Below are 16,814 nucleotides of genomic sequence, written 5' to 3'. Positions count from 1 at the left end.
GCCATGCCGTGGATCCAACTAAAACTGAATACAACCGGCGCGAACGCCGAAGAGCTGAGCGATGCGCTGATGGAGGCCGGCTCGGTCTCTATCACCTTCCAGGACACGCATGACACGCCGGTCTTTGAACCGCTACCGGGCGAAACCCGCCTGTGGGGCGATACCGACGTGATTGGCCTGTTCGATGCTGAAACCGACATGAAAGAGGTCGTCGCGATTCTGGAAAACCACCCTCTGCTGGGCGCGGGCTTTGCGCACAAAATCGAACAGCTGGAAGACAAAGACTGGGAACGCGAATGGATGGATAACTTCCACCCGATGCAGTTCGGCAAGCGTCTGTGGATCTGCCCAAGCTGGCGCGAGGTTCCTGATGAAAACGCGGTTAACGTCATGCTCGATCCGGGTCTGGCGTTTGGTACCGGCACCCATCCAACGACCTCCCTGTGCCTGCAGTGGCTGGATGGTCTCGATCTGGATGGTAAGACGGTGATCGACTTCGGCTGTGGATCCGGGATCCTTGCGATTGCCGCCCTGAAACTGGGCGCGGCAAAAGCTATCGGGATCGATATCGATCCGCAGGCCATTCAGGCCAGTCGCGACAACGCCGAGCGCAACGGCGTTTCCGATCGACTGGAGCTGTATCTGCCGGATGCGCAGCCAGAAGCCATGAAAGCCGATGTGGTGGTTGCAAACATTCTGGCGGGCCCATTGCGCGAGCTGGCTCCGTTAATCAGCGTGCTGCCCGTTGAGGGCGGTCTGCTGGGACTTTCGGGTATCCTGGCAAGCCAGGCAGACAGCGTGTGTGAAGCCTACGCCGATCTTTTCGCTCTCGACCCGGTGGTGGAGAAAGAAGAATGGTGCCGTATTACCGGTCGTAAAAAATAAGCATTTGGCGTGGTCCTCTGACCACGCCCCTCTTCCTCTGATAATCCTCTCTCCCTCTGCCATTCTTCGGTAAAATAACCCCACAAATCATGTTGATTTGTATTAAAAAATTCACCGGAAGAATATGATGAAACACATTACAGGCAAGGCAGCGCTGTTTGCGCTGAGCATGGTTTCGGCTTCAGCATTCGCATCACACTGGGGCTATGAAGGGGAAGGTTCACCGGAACACTGGGGTGAACTGGACGAGGCCTACAAGACCTGCCAGAGCGGGATGAACCAGTCTCCGATAAATATTGATTCGACCGCTAACGCCCATCTCTCCCCGCTGCAAACACACTACATTGATGGTCCTGTAACGCTGACCAATAATGGCCATACCATTCAGGCTAGCGAACAGGCTGACACCCGTGACACCATCACTCTGGACAAGCAAACCTGGACGCTCCAGCAGTTCCACTTCCATGCACCAAGCGAAAACACCGTGCACGGCAAGAAGTACGCGATGGAGATGCATCTGGTACATAAAAACAGCGCGGGTGAGCTGACTGTGGTAGCCGTCATGTTTGATAAAGGGGCTGCGAATCCGGAGCTGGATAAGCTGTGGAGCGTGATGCCGCAGCAGGCTGAACAGAACGTCTCCATTGAGAAGGATCTCAACCTGAACAAACTGCTGCCGAAGGTGAAAACCTACTGGCGCTTTAGCGGATCTCTGACCACGCCACCGTGTTCTGAAGGGGTCACCTGGATCGTGCTCAAACAGCCGTTAACCGTCTCAGCAGAACAGCTTGAGAAATTTACCCATACCATGCATCACGATAATAACCGCCCGGTACAGTCTCTGCATGGGCGCGTTGTGGTCGAATAACGCCCATTCTGAGGCTTAAGATCATGTTCTAAAATGCGACGTAGATCGCAAAGAAGAGGGAAAATCTGCTGCTAAAAACAGCAGATTATCCCGCTCAGGTAAGCCATTTATTCAGAAATGATGAGAAGTTACGGGAAATTGTAAGCGCTCATAAAATAGCCATTCCTACCTAACACAATGATTTAAATAGTGAATAATTCTTAACGGAAAGATTGAGCGGCGATTCCTTGATCTACAACAGTGGATTGTTCAAAGTTTGGCCTTTCATCTCGTGCAAAAAATGCGTAATATACGCCGCCTTGCAGTCACAGTATGGTCATTTCTTAACTCATGCGCATCGGACACCACCAGCTTAGAAATCGCCTGATCGCAGCCCCTATGGCAGGTATTACCGACCGGCCGTTCAGGACGCTGTGCTATGAGATGGGAGCCGGTTTAACCGTATCCGAGATGATGTCGTCTAACCCGCAGGTTTGGGAAAGCGATAAATCCCGCCTTCGGATGGTGCACATTGATGAACCCGGTATTCGCACCGTGCAAATTGCCGGAAGCGTGCCTGAAGAGATGGCAGATGCCGCGCGTATCAACGTGGAAAGTGGTGCCCAGATTATTGATATCAATATGGGGTGCCCGGCCAAAAAAGTGAATCGCAAGCTTGCAGGTTCAGCCCTTCTGCAATACCCCGACCAGGTGAAAGCTATCCTGACGGCGGTTGTCAGCGCAGTGGACGTTCCTGTTACGTTAAAGATTCGCACGGGTTGGTCGCCGGAACACCGTAACTGTGTAGAGATTGCCCAACTGGCCGAAGACTGTGGCATTCAGGCCCTGACCATTCATGGACGCACGCGCGCCTGTTTGTTCAACGGTGAAGCTGAATACGACAGCATTCGGGCAGTTAAGCAGAAAGTTTCCATTCCGATTATCGCGAATGGCGACATAACTGACCCGCTTAAAGCCAGAGCGGTGCTCGACTATACGGGAGCTGATGCTCTGATGATAGGACGTGCCGCTCAGGGAAGACCCTGGATCTTTCGGGAAATCCAGCATTATCTGGACACTGGAGAGCTGCTTGCTCCCCTGCCTCTGGCAGAGGTTAAGCGCTTGCTTTGTTCGCATGTTCGGGAACTGCATGACCACTACGGTCAGGCGAAAGGGTACCGAATTGCGCGTAAACACGTTTCCTGGTATCTCCAGGAGCACGCTCCAGATGACCAGTTTCGGCGCACATTCAACGCCATTGAGGATGCCAGCGAACAGCTGGAGGCGTTGGAGGCATACTTCGAAAATCTTGCGTAATGAAATAAAGAGCTGACAGAACTATGTTCGAACAACGCGTAAATTCTGACGTACTGACCGTTTCTACCGTTAACTCTCAGGATCAGGTAACTCAAAAGCCCCTGCGTGACTCGGTTAAACAGGCACTGAAGAACTATTTTGCTCAACTGAACGGTCAGGATGTTAATGACCTGTATGAGCTGGTACTGGCTGAAGTTGAACAGCCACTGTTGGACATGGTGATGCAATACACCCGCGGTAACCAAACCCGCGCTGCGCTGATGATGGGTATCAACCGTGGTACTCTGCGTAAGAAACTGAAAAAATACGGCATGAACTGATACTAATCAGTTAAATGCTTGTTTAAAAAGGCGCTCTTCGGCATGGGGAAGCGCCTTTTTTATTCCCTGCTTCACTCCGTCAACGCTTTGTAAACCTTCACTTATCCCGCTTTAAAACCGCCGCTTTTGGTGTATATTTCCCCCACTTTACTGGCGCTCTTCTCGCGGAATGACACAATGATTCGTAAATACTGGTGGCTGGTTGTTTTTGCAATCTCCGTTTTGATTTTCGATGCACTTCTGATGCAGTGGATTGAACTGATGAGCACCGAAACCGATAAGTGTCGCAATATGAACTCCGTGAATCCCCTGAAACTCGTAAACTGTTCAGAGCTCGACTAGCCGCCTGATTGCGCAAACTCCCCGTGATTACCCACTAAAAACGGGGATTTAAATCCCTTTGAGCCATTACCCGACGGTGATAATGTCTCGCCCTTCTCAACCGCTCTAGCGTAACCCCACACTCGAGTAGAACCGTCCATGCTGGTCAGCCAATACAACCCTATCCTTGTTGTCCTCTCCTTTGTTGTTGCCATCCTTGCGGCGTATACCGCACTGAATATGGCGGCACGTGTCGCCGGGAGTGAGGGTGTCGCTGCCCGCGTCTGGCTGGCTGGCGGCGGTATTGCAATGGGCATCGGCGTGTGGGCCATGCATTTTATCGGCATGCTGGCGATGGATCTCTCCATGAGCATGAGCTACAACGCTAGCCTGACGGTGTTATCCATGGTCATCGCCGTCGGATCGTCACTGTTCGCGCTCTGGCTCGTGAGCTGCGATCAATTACGCTTGCGCCGTCTGCTGCCCGGTGCGCTGGTGATGGGAAGCGGTATTGTTGCCATGCATTACACCGGCATGGCTGCGCTGGAAGTGATGCCCGGGATTATCTGGGATAAGGTCTGGGTGGCCATTTCGGTCGCCATTGCGCTTGCCGCTTCACTCGCGGCATTATGGCTGACCTTCCGCCTGCGTCACGACGCCGCGCAGGTCGTGCTGATGCGCACGGGTGCCGCCATCACCATGGGCATAGCCATTGCCGGGATGCACTACGCCGGGATGAAAGCCGCACAGTTTCCGATGTCCACAATGGTTCACCATGAGGGTATTAACGGGAGCTGGCTGGCGGTGCTGGTGAGCGTTGTCGCGCTCTCTATTCTTGGGATTACCCTGTTGGTATCAATGCTGGACGCCCGCCTTCAGGCGCGTACCGCCCTTCTGGCCTCGTCCCTTGCAGAAGCTAACCGGGAACTCGCACAGCTGGCCCTGCACGATACCCTGACGCGTCTGCCCAACCGTATCCTGCTGGAAGACCGACTCGATCAGGCCATCAGCAAAGCCGATCGCGAGGGAACCCATTTTGCCCTGATGTTCATGGATCTCGACGGCTTTAAAGCCATCAATGACGCTTACGGCCATGATGTCGGTGACAAGCTGCTGATTGCCGTAACGGAGCGCCTGCTGCATCTCCTGAAGGGCCAGTTCACCCTGGCACGTATCGGCGGTGATGAGTTTGTTCTGCTGGCTGAGGGGGAAGGCCCGGACGATGCGGCATCGCTGGCGAATTCGCTGGTGCGCGCGATCGATAGCCCGTTCAACCTCGAGCACTATGAACTGATGGTCACCCTCAGCATTGGGATCGCGCTGTATCCTCACGACGGCAAAACCGAACGTGAGCTCATGTTTAACGCCGATGCGGCGATGTACCATACTAAGCATATGGGCCGGAACGGTTACCACTTTTTCCAGCCCTCGATGAATACGCTGGCGCAGACCCACCTTCAGTTAATGAACGATCTGTGGATGGCGATCGATCGCAATGAGCTCCGCCTGCTGTATCAACCAAAATTTCACGCCCCCGCCGGCCCTCTCCTTGGATTTGAGGCGTTATTGCGCTGGCAGCATCCTAAGCAGGGGTTACTGACCCCGGACCTTTTCCTGCCGCTGGCGGAAAAAACGGGGCTGATTATCCCTATCGGCAACTGGGTAATTAATGAAGCCTGTCGCCAGCTGCGTGAATGGCATCTTCAGGGACATCAAAGCTGGTCAATGGCGGTAAACCTGTCGACGCTGCAGTTTGAACAGCCTTCGCTGGTCAACACGGTTCTCAACTGCCTGGCACTTCATCATGTGCCACCAGAAATGTTGATCCTGGAGGTGACGGAAACCACGGCCATGAGCAACCCGGATGAAAGTGTACGGGTGCTGACAGAGCTGACGAAAGCGGGCGTAAAGGCCTCCATTGATGATTTTGGCACCGGCTATTCAAGCCTGCTGTACCTCAAGCGCTTACCCGCCTGTGAATTGAAAATCGACAGGGCGTTCGTGAAAGAGCTCAGTGGAGAAAGCGAGGATGCCACCATTGTCTCCGCGATTGTGGCCCTCGCCAAAACACTCAATCTGAAAGTCGTGGCTGAAGGCGTAGAAACCGAAGCACAGCAGGCCTTTTTGACCGAGTTGGGCTGCAACACCCTTCAGGGTTATCTGTTAGGTAAACCCGTCAGCGCGCAAACCATAGAGGCGCTTTGTGCGCGAGGGGAGATGCTACCTGGCGCAGGGCTGTAAGCATCATCAGGCGATACGCGAATGACAGGGAGTGTCGCCAGAATGCTATCGACCAAGGCGGGCGCCTGCTGATAAAGATTGAAACTTTCGTTATTCATTAACCAGTTTTTAATTATTCCGCTAAAAAAGCCGTGGAATACGATCAAGGTCAGATCAACATTTACCTTTGGCGAAATGATGTTCCGTGAAATACAGGCCTCCAGCGAGGCACGCAGCGTGTCATAATTGAATCCAATCCGTTTTCTGATGTCTCTCTCTGAAATCATGTCACTGCTAAATTCACATTTATGATACAAAATTTGTAAAAGTGCGCATTGTCGAGGCTCACGCGCAATATACTGCAACGCAGTAATAAATTGCTCACGAAGTATTAACAATGGATCATCACCTTCGGAAAGGGAAAGCCTGTCGCGAATAATGTCGCGAAGCGGTAATTGCTGCTCCCAGATGGCATTAAATATTTCAGCTTTACTGGTGAAGTGCCAATAGATTGCACCGCGCGTCACATTTGCAGCATCCGCGATGTCCGTCAGCGTGGTGTTGGCTACGCCACGCGTCGCAAACTGCCCGATAGCCGCCTCAATCAACTGCTGCCGGGTTTGTTGAGCTTCTTCTTTCTTTTTCCGCGCCATAGACAACGACTCGCTACTCACAAAGTTTATACGTAACACAGGTCAGGAGAACGAAAGTATTCACCAATTCCCGTTTTAGTTTTGCACAAAAAAAGTCAATCTTCTTAATTTATAGTTTAGCTAAATACATATTTAAGTTTAAATTCATGCCATGAATAAATGAGGTACATTAAGCGCTATTTAACTGATTAGCTTGCAGGAAGAAGACAGAGAAATAAACCGAGTCTGATTCTGATTTTTCTGCTCAGACCTTGCCATTCGCACTTATAAATTAAAAAACATTAAATACCCTCATTATTATACGCAGCTACATTTTATTTTTTTATCCCGCTGCCCCTGCTACCGATTCATGCTAAATATCGGTTACCGGGTATTTAAAGGAACAGTAATGACGAATCATTTCAGACGCTTACCCTTAGCCGGTTTCATTGTCTGCGCTGTGCTGCTCTCAGGATGCGATGGCCAGGAAAACCAACAACAACATCCGCAGGCTCCCCAGGTCACTGTGCATATTGTGAAAAGCGCACCGCTGGCTGTCACCACTGAACTCCCGGGCAGAACAGATGCGTTCCGCGTTGCAGAGGTTCGTCCGCAGGTTAGCGGTATTATCCTGCGTCGCAACTTCACCGAGGGCAGCGATGTAAAAGCTGGAGATTCGCTTTACCAGATTGATCCTGCAACCTATCAGGCGGCTTACGACAACGCCAAAGGCGAGCTGGCGAAGGCCCAGGCGGCAGCCAATATTGCTCACCTGACGGTGAAACGTTATCTCCCGCTGGTCGGTACACAGTATGTCAGCAAGCAGGAGTATGACCAGGCCGTGGCCACGGCCCAGCAGGCAGACGCCAGCGTCGTCGCCGCCAAAGCGGGCGTTGAAAGCGCGCGCATCAACCTTGCCTATACCAAAGTGACATCGCCCGTTGATGGTCGCATCGGTAAATCCAGCGTAACGGAAGGGGCGCTGGTCACCAACGGGCAGGCAGCGGCGCTGGCAACGGTTCAGCAGCTTGATCCGATGTATGTCGATGTCACCCAGTCCAGTAATGATTTTTTGCGCCTGAAGCAGACGAGCCTGCAAAAAGGCGATACCGCCAGCAGCGTTGAGCTACTGATGGAGAACGGGCAGCCCTATCCGCTGAAAGGCACATTGCAATTCTCAGACGTCACGGTGGATCAAAGTACCGGCTCGATTACCCTGCGCGCCATTTTCCCGAATCCTCAACATCTGCTGTTACCGGGTATGTTCGTTCGCGCCCGGATTGATGAAGGTACGCAGCCGGATGCGATTCTGGTTCCCCAGCAAGGCGTGACTCGTACGCCACGAGGCGATGCCACCGTGATGGTGGTGAACGATAAAAATCAGGTTGAGTCTCGCACCGTCGTTGCGCCTCAGGCGATTGGCGACCGCTGGCTGGTGACGGAAGGGCTGAAAAACGGTGACCGCGTGATTGTTAGCGGGCTACAAAAGGTCAGACCGGGCGTAACCGTCGTCGCTACGCCTGATACCACCACCGCTCCAGCCAGTTAAGGGACGACGACATGGCTAATTTCTTTATTCAGAGACCGGTTTTCGCCTGGGTACTTGCCATCATTTTGATGATTGCTGGTGGGCTGGCCATTCTCAAACTTCCCGTCGCACAGTATCCGACCATTGCGCCTCCCGCCGTGGCGATATCCGCGACCTACCCGGGAGCAGATGCTCAAACGGTGCAGGATACCGTAACCCAGGTTATCGAGCAGAACATGAACGGTATCGATAACCTGATGTATATGTCCTCCACCAGCGATTCAGCGGGTAACGTCACCATCACCCTGACCTTCGAGTCCGGAACCGATCCGGACATCGCCCAGGTGCAGGTGCAGAACAAGCTGCAGCTCGCCATGCCGCTGCTGCCGCAAGAGGTGCAGCAGCAAGGGATTGGCGTTGAGAAGTCCAGCAGTAGCTTCCTGCTGGTCGCCGGTTTTGTTTCAGACAACAAAAACCTCACGCAGAATGACATCTCCGACTATGTTGCCTCGAACGTCAAAGATGCAATCAGCCGAACGTCTGGTGTCGGTGACGTGCAGCTGTTCGGCGCCCAATATGCGATGCGTATCTGGCTCGACAGCAATGCGATGAACAAATACCAGCTGACGCCGCTGGATATTATCAACCAGCTGAAAACGCAGAACGACCAGATAGCGGCAGGCCAGTTGGGCGGGACGCCATCCATCCCAGGACAGCAGCTGAATGCCTCGATCATCGCGCAAACCCGCCTGAAATCACCGGAAGAGTTTGGCCGCGTGACGCTCAAGGTGAACCAGGACGGCTCAATGGTGCATCTGAAGGATGTGGCTCGCATTGAGCTGGGTGGCGAAAACTACAACATGGTGACAAAAATCAACGGGCAGGCGGCAACCGGCCTGGGGATTAAGCTGGCAACAGGGGCAAATGCGCTGGATACAGCGGCAGCCATCAAGAGCAAGCTGGCACAACTGCAGCCGTTCTTCCCGCAGGGGCTAAAAGTCGTCTACCCCTATGACACCACACCGTTTGTGAAAATCTCCATCCACGAAGTGGTGAAGACCCTGTTTGAAGCGATTATTCTCGTCTTCCTGGTTATGTACCTGTTCCTGCAAAACCTGCGGGCAACGCTCATCCCGACTATCGCGGTTCCGGTCGTTCTGCTGGGTACCTTCGCGGTTCTGGCGGCGTTCGGTTTCTCCATCAATACCCTGACAATGTTCGGCATGGTGCTGGCGATAGGTCTGCTGGTTGATGACGCTATCGTGGTCGTTGAGAACGTTGAACGCGTCATGGTCGAGGACAAGCTGCCGCCGAAAGAGGCTACGCAGAAATCGATGGGACAGATCCAGGGAGCACTGGTGGGGATCGCCATGGTGCTCTCGGCGGTCTTTATCCCGATGGCCTTTTTTGGCGGCTCGACGGGGGCGATCTATCGCCAGTTCTCGCTGACCATCGTTTCCGCTATGGCATTGTCAGTACTGGTTGCGCTAATCCTGACGCCAGCGCTCTGTGCAACGTTGCTTAAGCCTGTTTCAGCCGATCATCATGAGAAAAAAGGGGGCTTCTTCGGCTGGTTTAATGCGCTCTTTGATAAGAGTGTTGAGCACTACAGTAACAGCGTGAGCGGTATCTTGCGCAAGACCGGACGCTATCTGTTGGTGTACGTCATTATTGTCGGTGGAATGGCGGTGCTCTTCCTGCGCTTACCGACCTCCTTCCTCCCCGAAGAGGATCAGGGGGTGTTTATGACAATGGTTCAACTCCCCGCAGGTGCAACCCAGACGCGTACTCAGCAGGTTCTCGACCAGGTTCAGGACTACTACCTGAACAAAGAGAAAGCAAATGTTGAATCCGTCTTTACCGTAAACGGCTTTAGCTTTAGCGGCCAGGGTCAGAACTCCGGTATTGCCTTCATCAGCCTGAAGCCCTGGGAAGAGCGTCCTGGGGCGGAAAATGGCGTTGAAGCCATTGTGGGTCGCGCGACAAAAGCTTTCAGTCAGATTAAAGACGGCCTTGTATTCCCGTTTAACCTGCCCGCTATTATTGAGTTAGGTACCGCAACGGGCTTCGACTTTGAACTTATCGATCAGGCTAACCTGGGGCATACCCAGCTGACGCAGGCGCGTAACCAGCTGCTCGGCATGGTGAAAGAGCATCCTGACCTGCTGGTGCGCGTACGTCCAAACGGTCTTGAAGATACGCCTCAGTTCAAACTGGATGTCGATCAGGAGAAAGCACAGGCGCTGGGCGTCAGTCTTTCTGACGTCAACCAGACGATTTCGACGGCCTTAGGGGGCACCTATGTGAATGACTTTATCGATCATGGCCGCGTGAAAAAAGTCTATGTACAGGCCGACGCGAAATTCCGTATGTTGCCAGGGGATATTAACAACCTTTATGTGCGCAGCGCGAACGGGGAAATGGTGCCGTTCTCAGCCTTTAGCAACGCTCACTGGGTTTATGGTTCACCTCGTCTGGAGCGCTACAACGGAATGCCTTCGATGGAGATCCTCGGCGAATCAGCCCCGGGTAAAAGTACCGGTGAGGCCATGGCTATGATGGAAAGCCTCGCGGCAAAATTGCCTTCCGGCATCGGTTATGACTGGACAGGAATGTCTTACCGAGAGCGACTTTCGGGTAACCAGGCGCCTGCACTGTACGCCATTTCACTGATCGTGGTGTTCCTGTGTCTGGCAGCGCTGTATGAAAGCTGGTCCATTCCGTTCTCCGTTATGCTGGTTGTGCCGTTGGGGGTCATCGGGGCCCTTCTCGCAGCCTCGCTGCGCGGGTTAAACAATGACGTCTATTTCCAGGTCGGCCTGCTGACCACAATTGGTCTGTCGGCGAAAAACGCCATCCTGATCGTCGAATTTGCTAAAGACCTGATGGAGAAAGAAGGTAAAGGCATCATTGAAGCTACGCTTGAAGCGTCAAGGATGCGCCTTCGACCGATCCTGATGACCTCCCTGGCCTTTATCCTTGGCGTCATGCCGCTGGTGATCAGTACCGGAGCCGGGAGCGGTGCGCAAAACGCCGTCGGTACGGGTGTGATGGGGGGAATGCTTTCCGCAACGCTTCTGGCGATTTTCTTCGTGCCCGTCTTCTTTGTGGTTGTTCGTCGACGCTTTACCCGCCATAAAGATTAACATTTCCCTAAAAAGGCACCTCTGGTGCCTTTTTTATTTTTAACATAAACAATGAATTAGGCATTAAGCAAAAGCCATGTTAAAAAATACAGTGATTTGCATTAAGTAAAAACACTCTCTTACCCCTTCATAATGTCTCCATTAATTCGTCCGGAAATCGATTTTTCTCCACGATTTTTACAAACTACATAATTTGAGATTATTCCTCGTGTAACGCGGACTTACCCCGGTGGTAAAATAACCTCCAGTTCGTTAATTGCCCTCCTGGCTTTATAGCGGACGAGAAATAATACTGAGGTAACATCATGAAAAGATTCATTTCCGTTGCACTACTCGCTGCGCTGCTTGCTGGTTGCGCGCACGACTCTCCATGTGTACCGGTTTACGACGACCAGGGCCGACTGGTTCATACCAATACCTGTATGAAAGGCACCACCCAGGACAACTGGGAAACAGCAGGTGCTATCGCTGGCGGCGCTGCCGCAGTGGCGGGCTTGACGCTGGGTATTGTTGCCCTGACGAAGTAACATCAGTTAAGAAAGCGCGGCTCTGGCCGCGCTTTTGCTTTTAATCAGTGCACTATTTTCAAAGAAGTAAAAAAATAGCCCCGTATTTATTCGTGCCTTTCATTTCAGCCTGAAGCCAGTCACATCTTTTTCGTACACTTTTTTAAATTACCTGTTCTATTGTGATGATTTTCACACATTAATATTATTGACTACCCTGCCAATATTCACTCTGGAAACTATCTCTTCTTTTCTCTGGCGCGACTCAAAACTTTTGCTCCAATTTGTGGCACAGGTTGTAATTTCGCACCGTTCCAGGGCGCTCGTTTTATTTAAGCCTGTCTACACTCAGCATTAAGCGTTCACTCATCTCTTATTTTGCCGAACGCAAAACTGGCATTACGTTTGCTTTATAAACGTTGGCCAAAGCCACAGACAGGTAAAGCGTTTAAAAACGCCTCTATAACGATAAATTTCGCCACACAGGAAGCATTATGAAAAAGACGATGATAGCCAGCCTGGCCGCTGCAGGTATGATGTTTGCCGTAGCCGGTCAAGCCCATGCGGGAACGACACTGGATGCCGTTAAAAAGAAAGGTTTTGTTCAATGTGGTATCAGTGACGGTTTGCCTGGCTTCTCTTATGCCGATGCGAACGGTAAATTTACCGGTATTGATGTAGATGTCTGCCGCGGTGTTGCCGCCGCCGTTTTTGGCGATGACAGCAAGGTAAAATATACCCCGCTGACGGCAAAAGAACGCTTTACGGCACTGCAGTCCGGCGAGGTTGACATGCTCTCCCGTAATACCACCTGGACCTCCTCCCGCGACGCGGGTATGGGGATGTCATTTACGGGCGTGACCTATTATGACGGGATCGGCTTCCTGACCCACAATAAAGCAGGCCTGAAAAGCGCCAAAGAGCTGGATGGTGCCACCGTTTGTATTCAGGCGGGCACCGATACCGAGCTGAACGTCGCCGATTATTTCAAAGCAAATAACATGAAATACACGCCAGTGACATTCGACCGCTCGGATGAGTCGGCTAAAGCGCTGGAATCCGGCCGTTGCGACACGCTGGCTTCTGACCAGTCACAGCTGTATGCCTTACGCATTAAGCTGAGCAATCCGGCAGAGTGGATTGTCCTGCCTGAAGTGATCTCCAAAGAACCTCTCGGCCCTGTCGTTCGTCGCGGCGATGAAGACTGGTTCTCTATTGTTCGCTGGACGCTGTTTGCCATGCTGAACGCAGAAGAGATGGGCATCAACTCGAAAAACGTGGATGAGAAAGCGGCTAATCCATCTAACCCGGATATGGCGCACCTGCTGGGTAAAGAAGGCGATTTCGGCAAGGATCTGAAGCTGGATAACAAGTGGGCCTACAACATCATCAAACAGGTGGGCAACTACTCTGAGATCTTTGAACGCAACGTGGGATCGGAAAGCCCGCTGAAGATCAAACGCGGCCAGAACAATCTCTGGAACAACGGCGGTATTCAGTACGCGCCACCAGTACGTTAAGTCATAGCTGTAACGGGCACTGCTCATGCAGTGCCCACTCCAGAGTCATGGTTACTGAGGTTTCTTTATGTCCCATCGCCGCTCAGCCGTAAAAGGATCGCTATCCTTTTCTCATCCCGCGGTCCGCGCCTGGCTATTCCAGATTATTGCTATTGTTGCGGTTGTTCTCATCGCCGTGTATCTCATCCACAACACCATCACCAACCTGAACAATCGCGGCATTACCTCCGGTTTTGCGTTTTTGGATCGCAGCGCGGGCTTTGGCATTGTTCAGCATCTTATTGATTACCAGGAAGGTGACACGTACGGACGCGTATTCGTGGTCGGTTTACTGAATACGCTGTTGGTATCGGCGCTTTGTATCGTCTTCGCGTCGATACTGGGCTTCTTTATTGGCCTGGCACGTCTTTCAGATAACTGGCTCCTGCGGAAACTGTCGACTGTTTATATCGAGACGTTCCGCAATATCCCCCCGCTGCTGCAGATCTTCTTCTGGTATTTCGCCGTACTGCGTAACCTTCCTGGTCCCCGTCAGGCCGTCGACGCGTTTGAGCTGTTTTTCCTGAGTAACCGTGGGTTGTCCATTCCTTCTCCTCAGCCGGGCGAAGGACTGTACGCTTTCATCGGCGCGATTGTGATAGCGCTTGCCCTCTCCGCTGGGGTATTCCGTTTTAACCGCAAGCATCAGATCAAAACCGGTCAGCTTCGTAGAACCTGGCCCACCGCAGTCATCCTGATCGTTAGCCTGCCGCTAGTGGCACACTGGCTGTTTGGCGCCGCGTTGCACTGGGATGTTCCCCATCTGCGAGGCTTTAACTTCCAGGGTGGAATGGTGTTAATTCCTGAACTGGCGGCCCTGACATTGGCGCTATCGATTTATACCTCAGCCTTTATCGCTGAGATTATTCGTGCCGGGATCCAGGCCGTCCCGCACGGGCAACACGAAGCGGCACGCTCACTAGGATTACCGCATACGGTGACGCTTCGTCAGGTCATCATTCCACAGGCATTACGGGTCATCATTCCGCCGCTGACCAGCCAGTATCTCAACATTGTCAAAAACTCGTCGCTGGCCGCCGCTATTGGTTACCCGGATATGGTGTCCCTCTTCGCCGGAACCGTGCTTAACCAGACCGGACAAGCCATTGAAACCATCGCCATCACCATGTCTGTCTATCTCATCATCAGCCTGGTAATTTCACTGCTGATGAACCTCTATAACCGTCGTATAGCACTGGTCGAGCGCTAAGGATCTATGATGACAAAAGCGATACTGTCGCACGCCTCGCGCCCTGCCAACTCGACAGGTGGACGTTTCATTCTCTGGGCGCGAAAGAATCTGTTCTCCAGCTGGAGTAACAGCCTGCTGACGATTGTCTGCCTGTGGCTCATGTGGGAATTGATTCCTCCCCTGCTGAACTGGGCGTTTTTACAGGCCAACTGGGTCGGTTCAACCCGAGCTGACTGTACAAAAGCCGGTGCCTGCTGGGTGTTTATTCATGAACGTTTCGGTCAGTTCATGTATGGATTGTATCCGCATGAACAGCGCTGGCGGATTAATCTGGCGCTGGTTATCGGCCTGCTCTCTGTTGCGGTCATGTTCTGGAAAAAGTTACCTCATCGTGGACGCTATATTGCCGTCTGGGCAGTGGTTTATCCAATTATTGTCTGGGTGCTCTTGTATGGCGGTTTTCTGGGGCTGGAACGCGTTGAAACACGCCAATGGGGTGGGCTGACGCTGACGTTGATTATCGCGTCAGTGGGGATAGCCGGTGCTCTGCCGTGGGGGATTTTACTTGCCCTCGGACGGCGTTCAAAAATGCCGATCGTTCGCGTGCTCTCCGTTATCTTCATTGAGTTCTGGCGCGGCGTACCGCTTATCACCGTTCTGTTTATGTCATCGGTCATGCTGCCGCTATTTATGGCAGAAGGAACAACGATCGACAAACTGATTCGTGCCCTGGTCGGGGTAATTCTCTTCCAGTCCGCCTATGTCGCTGAAGTTGTGCGCGGTGGTCTGCAGGCGTTGCCTAAAGGCCAGTACGAAGCGGCGGAATCACTGGCTCTCGGTTACTGGAAAACGCAGGGACTGGTGATTCTTCCACAAGCACTCAAGCTGGTCATCCCGGGCCTGGTCAACACGATCATTGCCCTCTTCAAGGATACCAGCCTGGTGATCATCATCGGGTTGTTCGATCTCTTTAGCAGCGTACAACAGGCAACCGTTGACCCTGTCTGGCTGGGCATGTCCACCGAAGGATATGTCTTTGCTGCCCTGATCTACTGGATCTTTTGTTTTAGCATGTCGCGCTACAGCCAGCATCTGGAAAAGCGCTTTAACACCGGGCGTACACCGCACTGAGGAAAATATGAGCCAAATAACTATGACACCCGCCGACGCGATGATTACGCTGGAAGACGTGAACAAATGGTACGGACAGTTTCATGTCCTGAAGGATATTAATCTTAAGGTCAAGCAGGGAGAGCGCATCGTCCTGTGCGGCCCGTCCGGCTCCGGGAAATCCACAACCATTCGCTGTATTAACCACCTTGAAGAGCATCAGCAAGGACGCATCGTGGTTGATGGTATCGAGCTGAATGAAGATATCCGCAATATCGAACGCGTGCGTCAGGAAGTGGGAATGGTATTTCAGCACTTTAATCTTTTTCCGCACCTGACCGTTCTGCAGAACTGTACGCTCGCACCGATTTGGGTACGAAAGATGCCGAAAAAGGAAGCCGAGGCGTTGGCAATGCACTATCTGGAGCGTGTACGTATCGCAGAGCATGCCAATAAGTTTCCTGGTCAGATATCGGGTGGACAGCAGCAGCGTGTGGCTATCGCCCGTTCGCTGTGCATGAAACCCAAAATCATGCTGTTTGACGAACCGACATCTGCGCTGGATCCGGAAATGGTGAAGGAGGTTCTGGATACCATGATTGGGCTGGCCCAATCCGGCATGACCATGCTGTGCGTCACGCATGAGATGGGATTCGCGAGAACCGTGGCCGACCGGGTGATCTTTATGGATCGTGGGGAGATTGTTGAGCAGGCGCCGCCGGATGAGTTCTTTGCGCATCCGAAGTCAGAACGTACGCGAGCATTCCTGTCGCAGGTGATTCATTAATCAGATCTTTTTGCCCGGTGACGCTGCGCTTGCCGGGCCTACCGTTTTCACGAGAATCATAACGCAAAAAGGCCATCCTTTCGGATGGCCTTCTCACTTATTTGATGTCTGGCAGTTCCCTACTCTCACATGGGGAGACCCCACACTACCATCGGCGCTACGGCGTTTCACTTCTGAGTTCGGCATGGGGTCAGGTGGGACCACCGCGCTAAAGCCGCCAGACAAATTCTTTTACTTCTTGCCGAACTTTAACCTAAGTATAAAGTGGTGCTGATACCCAGAGTCGAACTGGGGACCTCACCCTTACCAAGGGTGCGCTCTACCAACTGAGCCATATCAGCACGCTAAATTTGATGCCTGGCAGTTCCCTACTCTCACATGGGGAGACCCCACACTACCATCGGCGCTACGGCGTTTCACTTCTGAGTTCGGCATGGGATCAGG

At 52.6% G+C, this 16,814-nt stretch carries 14 protein-coding genes, 1 tRNA gene and 2 rRNA genes; 13 read left to right on the top strand and 4 right to left on the bottom strand.

Translation table 11 applies throughout. The features are described from left to right. The first annotated feature begins 3 nt into the window (after nt 1-3). From prmA to ACOTXF_RS18965, 6 genes are all read left to right on the top strand, one after another. Complete coding sequence (gene prmA, locus ACOTXF_RS18990) at nt 4-885, top strand: 50S ribosomal protein L11 methyltransferase (protein ID WP_008502859.1); 882 nt, start codon at nt 4-6, stop codon at nt 883-885. Nucleotides 886-1,012: 127 nt separating this feature from the next. Beyond that, complete coding sequence (locus tag ACOTXF_RS18985) at nt 1,013-1,753, top strand: carbonic anhydrase (protein ID WP_021242291.1); 741 nt, start codon at nt 1,013-1,015, stop codon at nt 1,751-1,753. A gap of 330 nt (nt 1,754-2,083) precedes the next feature. Further along, the gene (gene dusB / locus ACOTXF_RS18980) at nt 2,084-3,049 is read left to right on the top strand and encodes a tRNA dihydrouridine synthase DusB (RefSeq protein ID WP_008502861.1); all 966 of its coding nucleotides are present in this window, start codon (nt 2,084-2,086) and stop codon (nt 3,047-3,049) included. Between the two features lie 23 nt (nt 3,050-3,072). Beyond that, nucleotides 3,073-3,369: a DNA-binding transcriptional regulator Fis gene (gene fis / locus ACOTXF_RS18975; RefSeq protein ID WP_000462905.1), complete on the top strand. Its 297-nt coding sequence runs from the start codon at nt 3,073-3,075 to the stop codon at nt 3,367-3,369. A gap of 177 nt (nt 3,370-3,546) precedes the next feature. After that, nucleotides 3,547-3,711: a DUF2556 family protein gene (locus ACOTXF_RS18970; protein ID WP_008502862.1), complete on the top strand. Its 165-nt coding sequence runs from the start codon at nt 3,547-3,549 to the stop codon at nt 3,709-3,711. 138 nt (nt 3,712-3,849) lie between these two features. Further along, the gene (locus ACOTXF_RS18965; RefSeq protein WP_045417925.1) at nt 3,850-5,931 is read left to right on the top strand and encodes a putative bifunctional diguanylate cyclase/phosphodiesterase; all 2,082 of its coding nucleotides are present in this window, start codon (nt 3,850-3,852) and stop codon (nt 5,929-5,931) included. Here ACOTXF_RS18965 and envR read toward each other — a convergent pair. Further along, a complete protein-coding gene (gene envR / locus ACOTXF_RS18960) occupies nt 5,847-6,563 on the bottom strand; it encodes an acrEF/envCD operon transcriptional regulator (protein ID WP_048967401.1) in 717 nt (238 codons plus the stop codon). The two genes, ACOTXF_RS18965 and envR, sit on opposite strands and share 85 nt — an antisense overlap. Before the next feature lie 388 nt (nt 6,564-6,951). On the opposite strand from envR, the gene ACOTXF_RS18955 reads away from it, so the two are divergent. The 7 genes from ACOTXF_RS18955 (at nt 6,952) to ACOTXF_RS18925 (ending at nt 16,370) form a co-directional block, all read left to right on the top strand. Further along, on the top strand, nt 6,952-8,091 hold the full coding sequence (locus ACOTXF_RS18955; RefSeq protein ID WP_045372042.1) for an efflux RND transporter periplasmic adaptor subunit: 1,140 nt from the start codon (nt 6,952-6,954) through the stop codon (nt 8,089-8,091). Nucleotides 8,092-8,102: 11 nt separating this feature from the next. After that, entirely contained in the window at nt 8,103-11,216 is a 3,114-nt protein-coding gene (locus ACOTXF_RS18950; RefSeq protein ID WP_234115331.1) for an efflux RND transporter permease subunit, read from the top strand. A gap of 305 nt (nt 11,217-11,521) precedes the next feature. After that, on the top strand, nt 11,522-11,743 hold the full coding sequence (locus tag ACOTXF_RS18945) for a lipoprotein (protein WP_008502867.1): 222 nt from the start codon (nt 11,522-11,524) through the stop codon (nt 11,741-11,743). Nucleotides 11,744-12,216: 473 nt separating this feature from the next. Further along, complete coding sequence (locus ACOTXF_RS18940; protein ID WP_021242295.1) at nt 12,217-13,242, top strand: amino acid ABC transporter substrate-binding protein; 1,026 nt, start codon at nt 12,217-12,219, stop codon at nt 13,240-13,242. A 67-nt stretch (nt 13,243-13,309) separates the two neighbouring features. Continuing rightward, on the top strand, nt 13,310-14,491 hold the full coding sequence (locus ACOTXF_RS18935) for an amino acid ABC transporter permease (protein ID WP_047746920.1): 1,182 nt from the start codon (nt 13,310-13,312) through the stop codon (nt 14,489-14,491). 9 nt (nt 14,492-14,500) lie between these two features. After that, nucleotides 14,501-15,604 carry an amino acid ABC transporter permease gene (locus ACOTXF_RS18930; protein ID WP_023326203.1) on the top strand — a complete coding sequence of 368 codons (1,104 nt, stop codon included), beginning with the start codon at nt 14,501-14,503 and terminating at the stop codon, nt 15,602-15,604. A 7-nt stretch (nt 15,605-15,611) separates the two neighbouring features. Then, nucleotides 15,612-16,370: an amino acid ABC transporter ATP-binding protein gene (locus tag ACOTXF_RS18925; protein ID WP_008502871.1), complete on the top strand. Its 759-nt coding sequence runs from the start codon at nt 15,612-15,614 to the stop codon at nt 16,368-16,370. A gap of 106 nt (nt 16,371-16,476) precedes the next feature. On the opposite strand, the gene rrf (ACOTXF_RS18920) is transcribed toward ACOTXF_RS18925, so the two are convergent. From rrf (ACOTXF_RS18920) to rrf (ACOTXF_RS18910), 3 genes are all read right to left on the bottom strand, one after another. Continuing rightward, nucleotides 16,477-16,592 (bottom strand): 5S ribosomal RNA (gene rrf / locus ACOTXF_RS18920). 43 nt (nt 16,593-16,635) lie between these two features. Beyond that, nucleotides 16,636-16,711, bottom strand: a tRNA-Thr gene (locus ACOTXF_RS18915). Between the two features lie 14 nt (nt 16,712-16,725). Then, nucleotides 16,726-16,814, bottom strand: a 5S ribosomal RNA gene (gene rrf / locus ACOTXF_RS18910); the annotation flags it as partial.

The sequence above is a fragment of the Enterobacter cloacae complex sp. IR53041 genome (genome assembly GCF_049238285.1).
Classification (GTDB): domain Bacteria; phylum Pseudomonadota; class Gammaproteobacteria; order Enterobacterales; family Enterobacteriaceae; genus Enterobacter; species Enterobacter roggenkampii.
This window is presented reverse-complemented; position numbering and strand designations above follow the sequence as displayed.